Below are 14,836 nucleotides of genomic sequence, written 5' to 3' on the forward strand. Positions count from 1 at the left end.
GTCCCCGGCCAATACCGCTCCTATTGATTGTTCTACAATCTTGATCCATAATCTTAAGATAGCTGCCAATGGAGTCAATATGCGCGATCTACTGGATCTGACAGGCAAGACCGCCTTCGTCACCGGGGCGTCCAGCGGTCTCGGCGCGCACTTTGCACAGCTGCTGGCGAAAGCCGGAGCAACGGTGATTATTGCGGCCCGCAGGGAGCAGGCGCTGGAGGCGGTGGCATCGCAGGTTCGCTCGACCGGCGGCGTCTGCACCGTCACCGCACTGGATATATCGGATGCGAACAGCATAGCCGCCGCCGAACCGCTGCTCGCGGGCGTCGATATCCTTATCAATAATGCCGGGATCGCTCGCGAGTCGGCGCTCCTCGACCATTCCGAGGCGGATTGGGACGCCGTGGTGAACACCAACGTAAAGGGCATGTTCCTGCTCACGCAGCTTGCCGGCAAGGCGATGCGGGCGCATGGCCGTGGCGGTTCGATCATCAACATCGCGTCGATTCTGGGTTTGCGGCAGGCCGCCGGGGTGGCCTCCTATGCCGTATCCAAGGCAGCCGTGATCCAGCTGACCAAGGTCGCCGCGCTCGAACTTGCGCGCTTCGGCGTGCGCGTCAACGCGCTCGCGCCCGGCTATATCTCGACCGAACTGAACGCGGCCTTCTGGGATACCGATGCAGGAAAAGCGATGATCAAGCGTATTCCGCAACGCCGCCTGGGACAACCGGAAGAGCTGGATGGGCCATTATTGCTGCTCGCCTCCGATGCCGGCTCCTACATGACGGGGACGGTGCTTGAGGTCGACGGCGGGCATCTGGTCAGCACATTATAATCGGAGAAGGAAGATGACCGAGCGCGCGGAAGCGATTGCGGCGAAGATAGAGCGTTTCGTTCGGGAAACGGTCATTCCCTATGAGCGCGATCCGCGCCTCACAGCGCACGGCCCGACCGAGGAACTGGTTCAGGAGATGCGCGCGAAGGCCCGCGCCGCAGGGCTGATGACGCCGCATATCGTCGCCGACGGATCGCATCTCAGCCAGCGCGAAACGGCGATCGTTCTCAAGAAGTCCGGCCTGTCGCCACTGGGGCCGGTCGCCGTCAACACAATGGCCCCGGACGAGGGCAATATGTATCTGATCGGGAAGATCGGGACGGCCGAACACAAGCGACGCTTCCTCGACAAGCTGGTGGCGGGCGAGGCACGCTCGGCGTTCTTCATGACCGAACCGGCTGAAGAGGGCGGCGCAGGATCGGACCCGTCGATGATGAAGACGACGTGCCGCCTCGATGGCGATCATTGGGTGATCAATGGCCGCAAGGCGTTCATCACCGGCGCGCAGGGCGCGAAAGTCGGAATCATCATGGCGAAGTCGGAAGACGGCGCCTGCATGTTCCTGGTGGACCTTCCTGATCCCGCGATCCGGATCGACCGGGTACTGGACACGATCGACAGTTCGATGCCGGGCGGCCATTCGGTGCTGACGATCGACAATCTGCGTGTACCCGCCGACCAGATGATGGGAGCCGCCGGAGAGGGCTTCAAATATGCGCAGGTCCGCCTGTCGCCGGCGCGTCTGTCGCACTGCATGCGCTGGTTGGGGAGCGCCATGCGCGCGCAGGAGATCGCCTCCGACTATGCCTGCCGCCGCGAGGCCTTCGGCAAGAAGCTCGTCGATCATGAGGGCGTCGGCTTCATGCTGGCGGAAAACATGATCGACCTGAAACAGGCCGAGCTGATGATCGACTGGTGCGCCGATGTGCTCGATGGCGGGTCGCTGGGCACGGTCGAAAGCTCGATGGCCAAGGTCGCGGTGTCGGAGGCGCTCTACCGGGTCGCCGACCGCTGCATCCAGGTGATGGGCGGCACCGGCGTGTCGGGCGATACGGTGGTCGAGCAGATATTCCGCGAGATTCGCGCCTTCCGCATTTATGACGGCCCGACCGAAGTCCACAAATGGTCGCTCGCCAAGAAGATCAAGCGCGACCATGCAAAGGCGAACCCTCAATGAGCGGGGATGCACAGGAGGCGAATGAAGGCACCACCCAGGTTCGGCCGGGTTTCGCCTTCGACGAGGCGGCGCTCAGCCGCTGGATGGCCGATCATGTGCCGGACTTTGAGGGGCCTTTGTCTGTCGAGCAGTTCAAGGGCGGACAATCCAACCCCACCTACAAGCTGGTGACGCCGGGACGCTCCTATGTGCTGCGCCGCAAGCCGCCGGGCCAGTTGCTGAAGGGGGCGCATGCAGTCGATCGCGAGGTGGCGGTGCTGACGGGCCTTGAGAAGGCGAGCTTTCCCGTCGCGCACGTCCATGCGCTTTGCACGGACGATTCCGTGATCGGCACATGGTTCTACATCATGGATCTGGTCGAGGGCCGGATCTTCTGGGACGCGACGATCCCGCAGGTCTCGGCTGCCGAGCGGCCCGCCTATTTCGATGCGATGAACGCGACGATCGCAGCACTTCACAATGTCGATTATGCGGCGGTCGGGCTTGGCGACTATGGCCGTCCCGGCAATTATTTCGAGCGGCAGATCGGCCGCTGGTCAAAGCAGTATCTCGAGGACACCGAGGCGGGCCGCGATCCCGCCATGGACCGGCTGATCGACTGGCTGCCCGCCAACATCCCGCCCGGCGACGAGACGGCAATCGTCCATGGCGACTTCCGCATCGACAATATGATCTTTCACCCGACGGAGCCACGCATCGTCGCGGTGCTCGACTGGGAACTGTCGACGCTCGGCCATCCGCTCGCGGATTTCGCCTACAACGCCATGATGTACCATATGCCGCCGCATATCGTCGCGGGGTTGGGAGGCGCCGATCTCGCTGCGCTGAACATTCCGTCCGAAGCCGATTACATTGCGGCCTATTGCGCGCGAACCGGCCGGGCTTCCATTCCCGACTACCGCTTCTACACCGCCTTCAACTTCTTCCGGCTGGCCGCCATCTTCCATGGCATCAAGGGCCGGGTGATCCGCGGCACGGCTTCGTCGCAGCAAGCTGAAGACCGCGCCCGTGTATTCCCCGAACTGGCCGAACTGGCCTGGCGCCAGCTAAGCTGACTGCAACGCATCCGTTCGACAACATGAGGTGACCCGGGCAAAGTCGTCCACACGGCAGGTTAGTTTTTCAGGCGCATTTTCCGTCCGTTAGGGCCGGTCGCTCGGGACGAAGAGAAGCGAGCGCAGCCTCATGCCGGGCGTCGCTGGATCAGGGCGGAGCGCAGGCATTGGCAGACCACCTCATCGCGCTGGTTGACCAGCCGGTGCGTGAAGGTAACGATGCCTGCGTTCGGGCGGGATTTGCTGGGCTTCAATTCGGTCACTTCGGTTTCCGCGCGCAGCGTGTCGCCGATGAAGACGGGCTTGGGCATCACGACCTTGTCATAGCCCAGATTGGCGACGAGCGTGCCGAGCGTGGTGTCGCCCACCGACAGCCCCACCATCAATGCGAAGGTGAAGGTTCCGTTGACCAGAATCTGTCCGAATTCGCTCGCCCTTGCGGCTTCGATGTCCAGATGAAGCGGTTGGGGATTGTGGGTGAGCGTGGACATCAGCAGATTGTCGGTCTCGGTGACCGTGCGGCGGATTTCATGCTGGATGCGCTCGCCGACGGTCCATTCGTCGAAGTATTTTCCGGCCATCAGTCCTCCTCCCCGGTAATCCTGGCGAGGAGCGTGCCCTCGCTGACCTGATCGCCCACGCGCGGCGACAGGCTGGCAACACGCCCGTCGAAGGGCGCAATGATGGCCTGCTCCATCTTCATCGCTTCCATGACGAGCAGCCTCTGCCCCTTGGTAACGTGATCCCCCTCGGCCACATCCACGGCGATGATCTTGCCGGGCATTGGCGCAAGCAGGGCACCGTCGGCGACACCTCCGGCGACACCGCCATGGCCGGCGCGCGGTTCGTCGACCGCCCAGCCTGTCCCGTCGGCGAACAATATCCGCATGCCGTCGATGTCGTGGAGCGGAACGCTGTCGTCCGCCGCCTCGGCGAGATACACCGATCCGCCGACTTCCACCGACACCCGGCGATCGGCGGGCGCATTCAACCGAAAGCCTGAAACGCCGCCCCACGGCCCCGTCTCCGGCGCCAAGATCGCGGCCGCTGCGGCCGAAACCACAGCCTCGTCGGGCTCTGCCGGCGGGATCAACTGGTCGGCGTGGCGCTCGATAAAGCCCGTATCGATATTGCCTTCGACAAAGTCGGGATGGCGCGCGGCCCTTGCGAGAAAACCCGCGTTCGTCTTGACCGGCCACACCTGCGTTTCACCGGCCGCCTTCGCGAGCGCCTGTGCGGCGGCGGGGCGCGTCGGGGCGTGAACGACGAGCTTGGCGATCATCGGATCATAATAGGGCGATACGTCATTTCCTTCCTCGACCCCGCTATCGATGCGGATGCCCTCCGGAAAGCGAAGGCGCTGGAGAGGCCCTGTCGAAGGAAGGAAGCCGGTCGCCGGATTTTCCGCATAGAGGCGCGCTTCCATCGCCCAGCCATGAATGGCGAGCTGGTCCTGCTGCAACGGCAGCGGCTCGCCGCCTGCGACGCGGAGCTGCCATTCGACCAGGTCCTGTCCGGTGATCGCCTCTGTCACCGGATGCTCGACCTGAAGCCGCGTGTTCATTTCCATGAACCAGATGCGGTCGGGCCGCAGGCCATCTGATCCGTCGGCGATGAACTCGATCGTTCCGGCCCCGACATAGTCCACCGCCCTCGCCGCCTTCACCGCCGCCGCGCACACGGCGGCGCGGGTCGTCGCGTCCATGCCGGGAGCCGGTGCTTCCTCGATCACCTTCTGGTGGCGGCGCTGGAGCGAGCAGTCGCGTTCGAACAGATGAACGGCATTGCCATGGCTGTCGCCGAAGACCTGCACTTCGATATGCCGGGGATTGACGACATATTTTTCCAGCAGCACGCGATCGTCGCCGAAGCTGGCCGCCGCCTCGCGCTTGCAGGATGCGAGCGCCTCGGCGAAATCCTGCGCCGCGTCCACCCGGCGCATGCCCTTGCCGCCGCCGCCAGCCACCGCCTTGATGAGGACGGGATAGCCGATGCCGTCCGCCTCGCGCTGCAGATGCTCGGGGGACTGGTCCTCCCCCAGATAGCCCGGCGTGACCGGAACGCCCGCGTCGGCCATCAGCTTTTTGGCAGCGTCCTTCAGGCCCATGGCGCGGATCGCGGCGGGCGGCGCGCCGACCCAGACCAGCCCCGCCGCCTGCACGGCTTCGGCGAACCCGGCATTCTCCGACAAGAAGCCGTAGCCGGGGTGGATCGCCTCGGCCCCGGTCTTTGTCGCCGCGTCCAGCAGCTTTGCCTGGACGAGATAGGATTCGCGCGCAGCGGCAGGGCCGATGCAGACCGCCTCGTCCGCCTCCCTGACGAAGGGCATGGCGGCGTCCACATCGGAATGGACGGCGATGGTGCGGATTCCCATGCGCCGTGCGGTGCGGATGATGCGGCGGGAAATCTCGCCCCGGTTGGCGATCAGAAGCGAACGGATCATCGTCACATCCTGAACAGGCCGAACTGCGGCCGTTCCGGTATCGGCGCGTTCAGCGTAGTGGCAAAGGCGAGGCCAAGGACGTCGCGGGTCTGGGCAGGATCGATCACGCCGTCGTCCCACAGCCGGGCGGTGGCATGATAGGGGTTGCCCTCATCCTCATATTTCCGCCGGATCGGGGCCTTGAAGGCCTCTGCTTCCTCCGGGGTCCATTTGTCGGCGTCGCGGTGGACGGTGGCGAGCACCGAGGCAGCCTGCTCTCCCCCCATCACGCTGATCCGCGCATTGGGCCACGTGAAGAGGAAACGCGGGCCATAGGCGCGGCCGCACATGCCGTAATTGCCCGCGCCGAAGCTGCCGCCGATCAGCACGGTGATCTTCGGCACCTGCGCCGTGGCGACGGCCGTGACCAGCTTTGCGCCGTTCTTCGCGATTCCCTCTGCCTCATATTTGCCGCCGACCATGAAGCCGGAGATGTTCTGGAGGAACAGCAGCGGAATGCCGCGCTGGCAGGCAAGCTCGATGAAATGCGCGCCCTTCAATGCGCTCTCGCTGAACAGCACCCCGTTATTGGCGAGGATCGCCACCGGAATGCCCCAGATATGCGCAAAGCCGCAGACCAACGTCGTGCCGTAGAGCGCCTTGAACTCGTGGAACGCGCTGTCGTCGACAATCCGCCCGATCACTTCATGCACGTCATAGGGCGCGCGCACATCGGGCGGGATGATTCCGTAAAGCTCCTGCGGATCGAGACGGGGCGGCAGGGATGTCGCCCGGTTGACGCTGGCGGGGTTCGGCGGCCGAAGCGTGCCGACGATGTCGCGCACGATCAGCAGCGCATGCTCGTCATTCTCGGCGACATGATCGACTACGCCCGACCGGCGGCCATGCGTCTCTGCCCCGCCAAGCGCTTCCGCCGTGATCTCCTCACCCGTCGCCGCCTTCACCAGCGGCGGACCGGCAAGGAAGATCGTGCCCTGGTTGCGGACGATCACCGTCTCGTCCGACATCGCCGGAACATAGGCCCCGCCCGCCGTGCAGCTTCCCATCACGCAGGCGATCTGCGGAATGCCCTTGGCCGACATTTGCGCCTGATTGTAGAAAATCCGCCCGAAATGGTCGCGGTCGGGAAAGACCTCCGCCTGGTGCGGCAGGTTCGCGCCGCCCGAATCCACCAGATAGACGCATGGCAGACGGTTCTGCTCGGCGATCTCCTGCGCGCGGAGATGCTTCTTCACCGTCGTGGGGAAATAGGCGCCGCCCTTCACCGTGGGATCGTTGGCGACGATCATGCATTCGCGCCCCCTGATCCGGCCTATGCCGGCGATGACGCCTGCGGCGGCGGGGCTGGAGCCGTACATGCCGTTGGCGGCGAGCTGGCCGATCTCCAGGAACGGGCTGCCCGGGTCCAGCAGGCGATGAATCCGGTCGCGGGGCAGCAGCTTGCCGCGCGCCACATGGCGGTCGCGATGCTGCTGGGAGCCGCCGAGCGAGGCCTCCGCCACCCGCGACCGCAGCTCTTCGGCCAACGTGCGGTTATGTGTTTCATTGGCGCGAAAGCCCTCGCCCTCGCGGTCGATCGCGGTGGTGACGACAGTCATGCGCCGATCAGCTCCCGCCCGATCAGCATGCGCCGGATCTCGTTGGTGCCCGCCCCGATGTCGAGCAGCTTGGCGTCGCGCATATAGCGCTCGACCGGCCAGTCCTTCGTATAGCCCGCGCCGCCCAGCGCCTGCACCGCCTCCAGCGCGACCTTCATCGCATTCTCGCTCGCCAGCAGGATCGCGCCCGCAGCATCGAAGCGCGTCGTCCGCCCCGCATCGCACGCTCGCGCCACCGCATAGACATAGGCACGGGCGGAATTGAGCGCGACATACATGTCGGCCACCTTCGCCTGCATCAGCTGGAACCCGCCGATCGGCTGGCCGAACTGCTTGCGCTCGCGCACATAGGGCAGCACCACGTCGAGGCAGGCCTGCATGATGCCGAGCTGGATACCGGCGAGCACGGCGCGTTCATAGTCGAGCCCCGACATCAGCACGCCGACGCCGCCGTTGAGCGGCCCCATGACGTTGGCTTCCGGAACCTCGCAATCGGAAAAGACCAGCTCTGCGGTGGGGCTGCCGCGCATCCCCATCTTGTCGATCTTCTGCCCGATCGAAAAGCCCTTCATGCCCTTTTCGATGATGAAGGTGGTGATGCCGCCCGAGCCTTCGCCCGTCTTCGCGTAGACGACCAGAACATCGGCCTCGCTGCCGTTGGTGATCCAGAACTTGGTTCCGTTCAGAAGATAGCCATCGCCCTTCCGCTCGGCCTTGAGCTTCATCGAGACCACGTCCGATCCGGCGCCTGCTTCCGACATGGCGAGCGCGCCGACATGCTCTCCCGAGACAAGCCGGGGCAGATACTTCCGCTTCTGGTCGTCATTGCCCCAGCGGTGGATCTGGTTGACGCATAAATTGCTGTGCGCGCCATAGCTGAGACCGACCGAGGCGGACGCGCGCGCCACCTCCTCCTGCGCCACCACATGTTCCAGATAGCCCAGGCCGAGGCCACCCCATTCCTCGTCCACGGTGACGCCGTGCAGGCCAAGCGCGCCCATCTCCGGCCAGAGCCCGCGCGGGAACCAGTCCTCGGCGTCGATCCTCGCCGCCAGCGGCGCGATGCGATCCGCAGCGAACCGCCGGGTCGTCTCGCGGATCATGTCCGCCGTCTCTCCAAGCGCGAAATCCAGATTGGGGAACGACATGGCTCTTGTGTCTCGCGTAAGTCTTGACCCTCACATGCTACCGCTAATCACGGTACGACAAAAATTGAAAGATTTGGCGACAGGGCATAGATGGTGTCTATGATCGACCGCTACCTCCTTCGCTATTTTCTGGCTGTCGTGGACACTGGCAGCTTCTCCAAGGCTGCGGCGCAGGCGAACGTCACCCAGCCGACGCTCTCGGTGGGCATCGGCAAGCTCGAGAGGCTGATCGGCGCAACGCTCTTTCATCGTACAAGCCAACGCGTGCATCTCACGGAAGCCGGATCGCGCCTCCTCCCGCATGCCCGCCGCATTGAAAACGACTTCAACCTCGCAGTCCGCAGCGCTGTCGGCGCCAGCGAGACCAGCGTCGTCCGGCTCGGCGTGCTCTCGACCATTCCCACTCCCACCCTCGAACGCCTTGTCGCCGAGCACCGACGGCGGGACGACCCGACGCAGATCGAGATTGTGGAGGGTAGCGAGCGCGAGTTGATCGCACGGTTGGGGAGGGGACGCATCGATCTCGCGCTGACGGTCCTGCGCCCGAATGAAGAATGGCGGCAGGAGCTGTTCTACACCGAGGGCTATTCGCTGGCGTTGCCGCGCTGGCACCGCTTCGCAGGGGCCGGTTCGCTGAAGGCTGAAGACCTGGCGCAGGAGACGATGATGGTGCGCCGCCATTGCGAGGTGCTTTCGGAGACGAGCCGGTATTTCACCGAGCGCGGCGTGCGTCCGAGGTTCAGCTTCCGTACGACCAATGATGACAAGACGCTGGCGCTGGTGCGCGCCGGTCTGGGGATCACCGTCATGCCGGACAGCTATCGTGACCCCGAGGTGGCGCGGCCGCGCCTTTGCGGGTTCGATCTGACCCGCAAGATCGGCATCCTCCATGGCAAGAGCAGCGCGCCGGTGCCGGAGCCGCTCCTGGACGTCATGAGAACGACGGTGGTCAAGTGATCATCTCGCCGCAGCAAGGGCCTTCAGGTCGTCGGGCGTATCGAGATCAAGTGCGAAACCGTCCCGCTCGACCACCATGCAATCGGAACGCTGCAGCCGATGCAGCCGGAAGCTGTCGGCACCGAAGGAGAATTCGAGCCTTGTCGCCGCTTTCAAGGCCAGGCCGTTGGTGCCGGTTCGATGCCGGTCGGGCGCAATCGCCAGCCCGCTTTCCGAAGCAGCTTCGATCAGCGCCGTCACGTCCTCGGGCGTCAACAGCGGCAAGTCGGCGTGCAGCACGATCAGGTCGCCTGCGACAAGCTTGCGGGCCTGTTCGAGTTCGGGATTGAGGCCACGGCCGCCATCGGCCATCCAGTCGCCATCCCAATCGGCGGGGCACTCGTCTGCGAGAACGATGATCCTGCCGATCGCAGGGACCTGCGTCAGAACGTCGACGACATGGTGGAACATCCGGACGCTGAGCGCAGACCGTTCCTCCGCAGAAAGCAGGGCGGCCAGGCGGCTCTTGCGCTCCCCGCTCGTTTTGAGCGGGACAACCGCCGTCCAACTCATGACCGGACCGCGCGGGCGAGTCCGAGTGCTGCGCGGGCCACGCGGATGCGATCGTCAAGAGTCGTCATCAGCGTGTCGACCCGCGCCGAGGGGATCGGCAGATCCTGCGGCGGGTCGCGTTCGTCGACCAGCATCGCATCGATCACGCCTGCATAATGAACGGCGACCGCGGCCGCGCTGGTCTCCAGCCCAAGCTCCTTCATCATCTTGGCGGTTGGGCCCTTCACCGCCTTGCCGCCGACGATTGGGGACACGGCAATCACCGGCGCGCGCGATCCGGCCAACGCTTCCCTGATACCCGGCACCGCCAGGATCGGATCGACGCTCAGGAACGGGTTGGAAGGCGCGATCAGCACGGCTTCGCAATCGGGGTTCGAAATCGCTTCGATGACACCCGGCCCCGGCCTTGCCGTGGTCGCGCCTTCAAAGCGAATCGAGCGGACGATCGGCTCACAGCGACGGCGCACGAAATAGTATTGGAAATCGAGCATTCCCTCGTCGGTCTCGACCTTGGTCGCGACGACATCGTCCGTCATGGGCAGAACCTGCGCCGCGATGCCCCATGCCGATGCAAAATCCGCGATGATCGTGGACAACGGATCGCCCTGCCGCCGTCTTTGGCTCCGCAACACATGCAGCGCGAGATCGCCATCACCGAGCTGAAACCAGTCCTCGCCGCCCAGGGATCGCACCGCGCTCATGAAGCCCCAGCTCTCGGCTTCACGGCCCCAGCCCTGCGCGGCATTGGCCTTGCCGGACAGCGTATAGAGCAGCGTATCGATGTCAGGCGAGACAGAGAGCCCGAGGTGCTGGAAATCGTCGCCTGTATTGACGATGGCCGTTACCGATCCCGCCGGAATGGCGTGGCAGAGGCCCAGCACCAGTTTCGCCCCGCCGACGCCGCCCGTCAGGATGGTGACGTGGCCGCTCAACGGAACAGATCTTCCTCGATCGGCCGCACGAGCGCAGCGGCCGGGGTGTCCGCCACAGTCCAGCTCAACCCACGCACCAGCGCCGCCGGTACGCCTTCAGCGCCTTCGCCGGTTGCAAGGCCGGCGGCGGTCGCGATCATGTCGCCCAGCGCGATCTGGGTGACCTCAAGCGTTCGTCCGTCGCGATCGACGTCGCCACGGCGATCGACCAGCGATGGCATCCCGCTCGCGCCGATCGCCACGCAGGTGACGCCATAACGCCAGGGCCGCCCGAAGCTGTCGGTGATCAGCACCGCTGGCGGCTCAGGCCAGATTGCCGCCAGCGCATCGCGCAGCCGCGCCGCCGAGGCATCGGCATCGACCGGCAGCAGCAGGGCCCTGTCACCGTCGCCGGGGCCAAGGTTCGAGCGGTCGATCCCGGCATTGGCCATGACATGGCCCGATCGATGGCGCGCGATCAGCACGTTCGGCACCGCGCGCACCACATTTTGCGATTCCGCCAGCACGAGTTCGACAAGGCGAGGGTCCTTGCGCGTAACTTCGGCCAGCTCCAGCGCCTTTGGGCCGGGCGTCACCGTATCGAGGTCAACGAAGCGGCCTTCGGACTTGGACACGATCTTCTGGGTGACGGCCAGCACATCCGATGCAACGGGCATGATCCCCGCCGCATGGACGGCATTGGCGAGCGTCCGCGCTAGATCATCCCCGGGGCGGACCTCACCAATGGCCGGGAGCGGATGAATCTGGATCATGCGGTCTTTCAGGCCTCAGGGTCGGTCAGCGTTCCTGTGATGGTTATGCCGGCACCGTCAACCTTATAGGTCTTGTTGATGAAGATGAGGATCGAGGTCAGCGCCTCGGCCGCCGCCGAATTGACGAGCGCACCTCCATGAATGCCCCGCAGCCCGGCGTCATTGGCGAGTTCGACGACTTGCGCTCGCGCGGCCTTGTCGTCGCCGAAGACCAGCACGTCGCATCCGATATCCTGGTCCGTCGCAAGCTTGTGCGCGGCGACATTGTGGAAGCCCGAGACGACGGTCACGCCCTCGCCCAGCGCGTTTTGTGTGCGAACTGCGGCGCTGCCTTCCTCGGGAAGCTGCACCCGCATCACCTTCGGCGGGACCAGCGGCACCGTGGTATCGACCACGATCTTGCCCTGGACGAATGGCCTGATCTCGGCGAGCGTCGCGTCCTGCGCCTGGAAGGGCACGGTCACGATCACGATGTCGCCCGCTTGCGCCGCATCCGCATTGCTCTTGCCCTTAATCCCGAAGCCGAGTTCAGCCGCCGCCTTCTGCGCATTTTCCGCCGAGCGCGAACCGATGATCACAGTGCGCCCCGCCTTGGCCAGCCGCCGCGCGATCGCCGCGCCCAGCTTGCCGGTACCGCCCACTACGGCGATCACTGCTTCGTTCGTCATAGCATCCTCTTCATTCGGCGGCGGTCATCAGCGCCGCGGCCGGTTGGTAAACTGTCGTGCGCTGCGTCGCAAAGCGACCTGCCGTCCGGGCGATCGCCGTCATGCGGTCCGCGTCCCAGGCCTGGCCGTTTATCCCGCCGGCCGCGCGCGTGATCGATTCGTCCATCAGCACGCCGCCAAGGTCGTTTGCGCCCGCTTGCAGCGCGGCGATCACGCCCTGCTCGCCCAGCTTCACCCAACTCGCCTGAATGTTGGAGATCAGCGGGTGCAGCACCAGTCTTGCGACCGAATGCATCAGCAAAGTCTCTCGTGCGCTTGGCCCCGATCGCGCCTGACCGCGCCGCCAGATCGGCGCCTCCATGTGCACGAACGGCAAAGGCACGAATTCGGTGAAGCCGCCGGTCTCGGCCTGCAAATCACGAATTGCCAGCAGATGCCGCGCCCAGTTGGCATAGCGGTCCACATGGCCGAACATGATCGTGGCCGTCGACCGCAGGCCGACGGCATGGGCGGTCCACATCACCTCCAGCCACTCGGCCGTGTTCACCTTGTCCGGGCAGATGATCGCGCGCACTTCATCGTCGAGAATCTCGGCTGCCGTTCCCGGCAGGGTTGCGAGACCTTCTTCCTTGAGCATTGTTAGGAAGTCGTGCAGCGACAGGCCCAGCGTGCTCGCACCATGCGTCACCTCAAGCGGTGAGAAGGCATGGATGTGGATCGAGGGCGCCGCCGTGCGCACCGTGCGCAGCACGTTCAGATAGGTGTTCCCGTCATAATCGGGATGAATGCCGCCCTGCAGGCAGACCTCGGTCGCACCCCGATCAGCGGCCTCCGCGGCGCGCCGCCCCACCTCCTCGAGATCGAGCATATAGGCTGGACCGCGCAGGTTCTTCGCCGTCCCTTTCGAAAAGGCGCAGAAGCCGCATTTGTAAAGGCAGATATTGGTGTAATTGATATTGCGGTTGACGACGTAGGTCACCGCATCGCCAACCACCTGCCGCCGCAATTCGTCGGCCGCACCGGCGACCAGTGCAATGTCGGGTCCGTCGGCTTCGAACAGCCGGACGATGTCCCCCTCCTCAAGCCGTCCACCTTCGAGCGCGCGCGCCAGGATTTCCCGTATCCGGCCGGACCGGACGGTGACGCCCTCGCAACGCTCGACCGGCATCGGCAAGGCCGTGCCCGGATGCCAGCCGTCCGTGACCGGCAGCCCTCGCGCATCAACAGAGCGGCGCACCACCTTCGCCAGCGCAGGCTCCATCCACGCCTCGGGTTCGCGTGCAAAGCCAGGTCCGATCGCAAGCCGTTCGCGCAGCACCCGGCCCGCCGCGGCAGTCGCCCTGTCCAGCAAATCGAGATGCGGCCAAGGCGCCTCGGGGTTCACATGGTCGGGCGTTACGGGAGACACGCCCCCCCAATCGTTGACGCCAGCGCGCAGCAGCGCGGCAAGCTCGTCGGGCGCATGCAAGTTTGGCGGTGCCTGAATCACCATGTCCGGTCCAAGGATCAGTCGAGCCACAGCGATGGTCCACAGATGCTCGTCCAGCGACGGCTCGGGATGGTCGGCCATCTTCGTGCCGGGCTTGGCACGGAAGTTCTGGATGATCACTTCCTGGATATGGCGATGGCGTGCATGGCTGTCGCGGATCGCCTGCAGCGCCTCGATCCGCTCGGCGCGTGTTTCGCCGATTCCGATCAGCAGGCCGGTCGTGAACGGCACCCGCGCCCGGCCCGCCGCTTCGATCGCCTCCAGCCGCCGCGCCGGCAGCTTGTCAGGCGAACCATAATGTGGACCGCCCTTCTGCGACAGCCGCTCCGACGCGGTCTCCAGCATCAGGCCCATCGAGGCTGACACCGGACGCAGCGCCGCATAGTCGGCATCGCCCATCAGACCCGCATTGAGATGCGGCAGCAGCCCGGTCTCGTCGAGCACGGCCTTCGCCATGGCACCAAGATAGGCCAGCGTGCTCTCATAACCCATGGCCGCCAGCGCACCCCGCGCAGCAGCGTAGCGTGCCTCGGGACGATCGCCGAGCGTGAACAAGGCCTCACGGCATCCCGCCTCGGCGCCCGCGCGGGCGATCGCCAGCACCTCCTCGCGGCTTAGATAGAGCGAACGGATTTGACGCGGTGCCTTCGCGAACGTGCAATAATGGCAGACATCTCGACAGAGCGTGGTGAGCGGAATGAACACCTTGCGTGAATAGGTCACGACCGGGCCGAATGATTCAGTCGTCAACCGCTCAGCATCAGAGATCAATGAGAATAGCGGGCGTTCAAGAAGATTCGGTTCGCTTCCCAAAGTAATTCTTCCGCATAGAATTGGAGCAGCGCGGTGCTGTCGTTGAGCATCCTGCAGCGATCAGGATGAGGACGGCATTGTCGCAATGACGTGCGTGTGTGCCTTTTCTGATGGTCGCTGACAAGCCTGTTTGGTGGGAACGGTCGTGACGCAACACTTCCTCCACGGTTGTGAATTTTAGGGGTCGTGGATGCGATCACGCAAACCGGACGATGTTACTGCGTCACCTGACAGGCGCGGCGGCGCGCTGAAGCCGTGTGACGACACGATACGCCTGCCCGGAAAATGCCGGGAACTTCGCACCTGCGCCGCGCATTTAGGTTGATGGGCGAAACGGTTCACATTGTCATGGGAGCCGATGATGAGAGCGTGTAAAGCCGGTACCGGCGAGCTGGCGGGCAGTGTGGGTGACGAGGT

13 protein-coding genes are annotated in these 14,836 nt (G+C 64.8%); 4 read left to right on the forward strand and 9 right to left on the reverse strand.

Features of this window, described 5'->3' with window-relative positions; genetic code table 11:
- Nucleotides 1-79 precede the first annotated feature (79 nt).
- Genes BSL82_RS08865 through BSL82_RS08875 form a run of 3 tightly spaced genes read left to right on the forward strand, consistent with a single transcriptional unit; the run spans nucleotide 80 to nucleotide 3,067 of the window.
- On the forward strand, nucleotides 80-835 hold the full coding sequence (locus BSL82_RS08865; RefSeq protein WP_072596965.1) for an SDR family NAD(P)-dependent oxidoreductase: 756 nt from the start codon (nucleotides 80-82) through the stop codon (nucleotides 833-835).
- A gap of 13 nt (nucleotides 836-848) precedes the next feature.
- A complete protein-coding gene (locus tag BSL82_RS08870) occupies nucleotides 849-2,012 on the forward strand; it encodes an acyl-CoA dehydrogenase family protein (RefSeq protein ID WP_072596967.1) in 1,164 nt (387 codons plus the stop codon).
- The gene (locus BSL82_RS08875) at nucleotides 2,009-3,067 is read left to right on the forward strand and encodes a phosphotransferase (RefSeq protein WP_072596969.1); all 1,059 of its coding nucleotides are present in this window, start codon (nucleotides 2,009-2,011) and stop codon (nucleotides 3,065-3,067) included. Before BSL82_RS08870 ends, BSL82_RS08875 begins: the two co-directional genes overlap by 4 nt.
- Nucleotides 3,068-3,195: 128 nt before the next feature.
- Here the strand turns inward: BSL82_RS08875 and BSL82_RS08880 are convergent, their stop codons facing one another.
- Genes BSL82_RS08880 through BSL82_RS08895 form a run of 4 tightly spaced genes read right to left on the reverse strand, consistent with a single transcriptional unit; the run spans nucleotide 3,196 to nucleotide 8,256 of the window.
- A complete protein-coding gene (locus BSL82_RS08880) occupies nucleotides 3,196-3,648 on the reverse strand; it encodes a MaoC family dehydratase (RefSeq protein WP_072596970.1) in 453 nt (150 codons plus the stop codon).
- On the reverse strand, nucleotides 3,648-5,510 hold the full coding sequence (locus BSL82_RS08885; protein WP_072596971.1) for an acetyl/propionyl/methylcrotonyl-CoA carboxylase subunit alpha: 1,863 nt from the start codon (nucleotides 5,508-5,510) through the stop codon (nucleotides 3,648-3,650). The genes BSL82_RS08880 and BSL82_RS08885 overlap by 1 nt, the downstream gene beginning before the upstream one ends.
- Nucleotides 5,511-5,512: 2 nt before the next feature.
- The gene (locus BSL82_RS08890) at nucleotides 5,513-7,108 is read right to left on the reverse strand and encodes a carboxyl transferase domain-containing protein (protein WP_072596972.1); all 1,596 of its coding nucleotides are present in this window, start codon (nucleotides 7,106-7,108) and stop codon (nucleotides 5,513-5,515) included.
- Nucleotides 7,105-8,256 carry an isovaleryl-CoA dehydrogenase gene (locus tag BSL82_RS08895; protein WP_072596973.1) on the reverse strand — a complete coding sequence of 384 codons (1,152 nt, stop codon included), beginning with the start codon at nucleotides 8,254-8,256 and terminating at the stop codon, nucleotides 7,105-7,107. Before BSL82_RS08895 ends, BSL82_RS08890 begins: the two co-directional genes overlap by 4 nt.
- Before the next feature lie 99 nt (nucleotides 8,257-8,355).
- Here BSL82_RS08895 and BSL82_RS08900 point away from each other — a divergent pair, with 99 nt between their 5' ends.
- Nucleotides 8,356-9,213: a LysR family transcriptional regulator gene (locus BSL82_RS08900; protein WP_072596974.1), complete on the forward strand. Its 858-nt coding sequence runs from the start codon at nucleotides 8,356-8,358 to the stop codon at nucleotides 9,211-9,213.
- Here the strand turns inward: BSL82_RS08900 and cofC are convergent, their stop codons facing one another.
- Genes cofC through cofH form a run of 5 tightly spaced genes read right to left on the reverse strand, consistent with a single transcriptional unit; the run spans nucleotide 9,214 to nucleotide 14,356 of the window.
- Nucleotides 9,214-9,765 carry a 2-phospho-L-lactate guanylyltransferase gene (cofC, locus tag BSL82_RS08905; RefSeq protein ID WP_072596975.1) on the reverse strand — a complete coding sequence of 184 codons (552 nt, stop codon included), beginning with the start codon at nucleotides 9,763-9,765 and terminating at the stop codon, nucleotides 9,214-9,216.
- A complete protein-coding gene (gene cofD, locus BSL82_RS08910) occupies nucleotides 9,762-10,697 on the reverse strand; it encodes a 2-phospho-L-lactate transferase (protein WP_072596977.1) in 936 nt (311 codons plus the stop codon). The genes cofC and cofD overlap by 4 nt, the downstream gene beginning before the upstream one ends.
- Nucleotides 10,694-11,449 carry a coenzyme F420-0:L-glutamate ligase gene (gene cofE, locus BSL82_RS08915; RefSeq protein ID WP_072596979.1) on the reverse strand — a complete coding sequence of 252 codons (756 nt, stop codon included), beginning with the start codon at nucleotides 11,447-11,449 and terminating at the stop codon, nucleotides 10,694-10,696. The genes cofD and cofE overlap by 4 nt, the downstream gene beginning before the upstream one ends.
- An 8-nt stretch (nucleotides 11,450-11,457) precedes the next feature.
- Nucleotides 11,458-12,117, reverse strand: coding sequence for an NADPH-dependent F420 reductase (gene npdG / locus BSL82_RS08920; protein WP_072596981.1), 660 nt, complete (start codon nucleotides 12,115-12,117; stop codon nucleotides 11,458-11,460).
- Nucleotides 12,118-12,127: 10 nt separating this feature from the next.
- Nucleotides 12,128-14,356: a 5-amino-6-(D-ribitylamino)uracil--L-tyrosine 4-hydroxyphenyl transferase CofH gene (gene cofH / locus BSL82_RS08925; protein WP_226998407.1), complete on the reverse strand. Its 2,229-nt coding sequence runs from the start codon at nucleotides 14,354-14,356 to the stop codon at nucleotides 12,128-12,130.
- Nucleotides 14,357-14,836: the final 480 nt, after the last annotated feature.

Origin of the sequence: Tardibacter chloracetimidivorans, from assembly GCF_001890385.1 — a bacterium.
GTDB classification, from domain to species: domain Bacteria; phylum Pseudomonadota; class Alphaproteobacteria; order Sphingomonadales; family Sphingomonadaceae; genus Tardibacter; species Tardibacter chloracetimidivorans.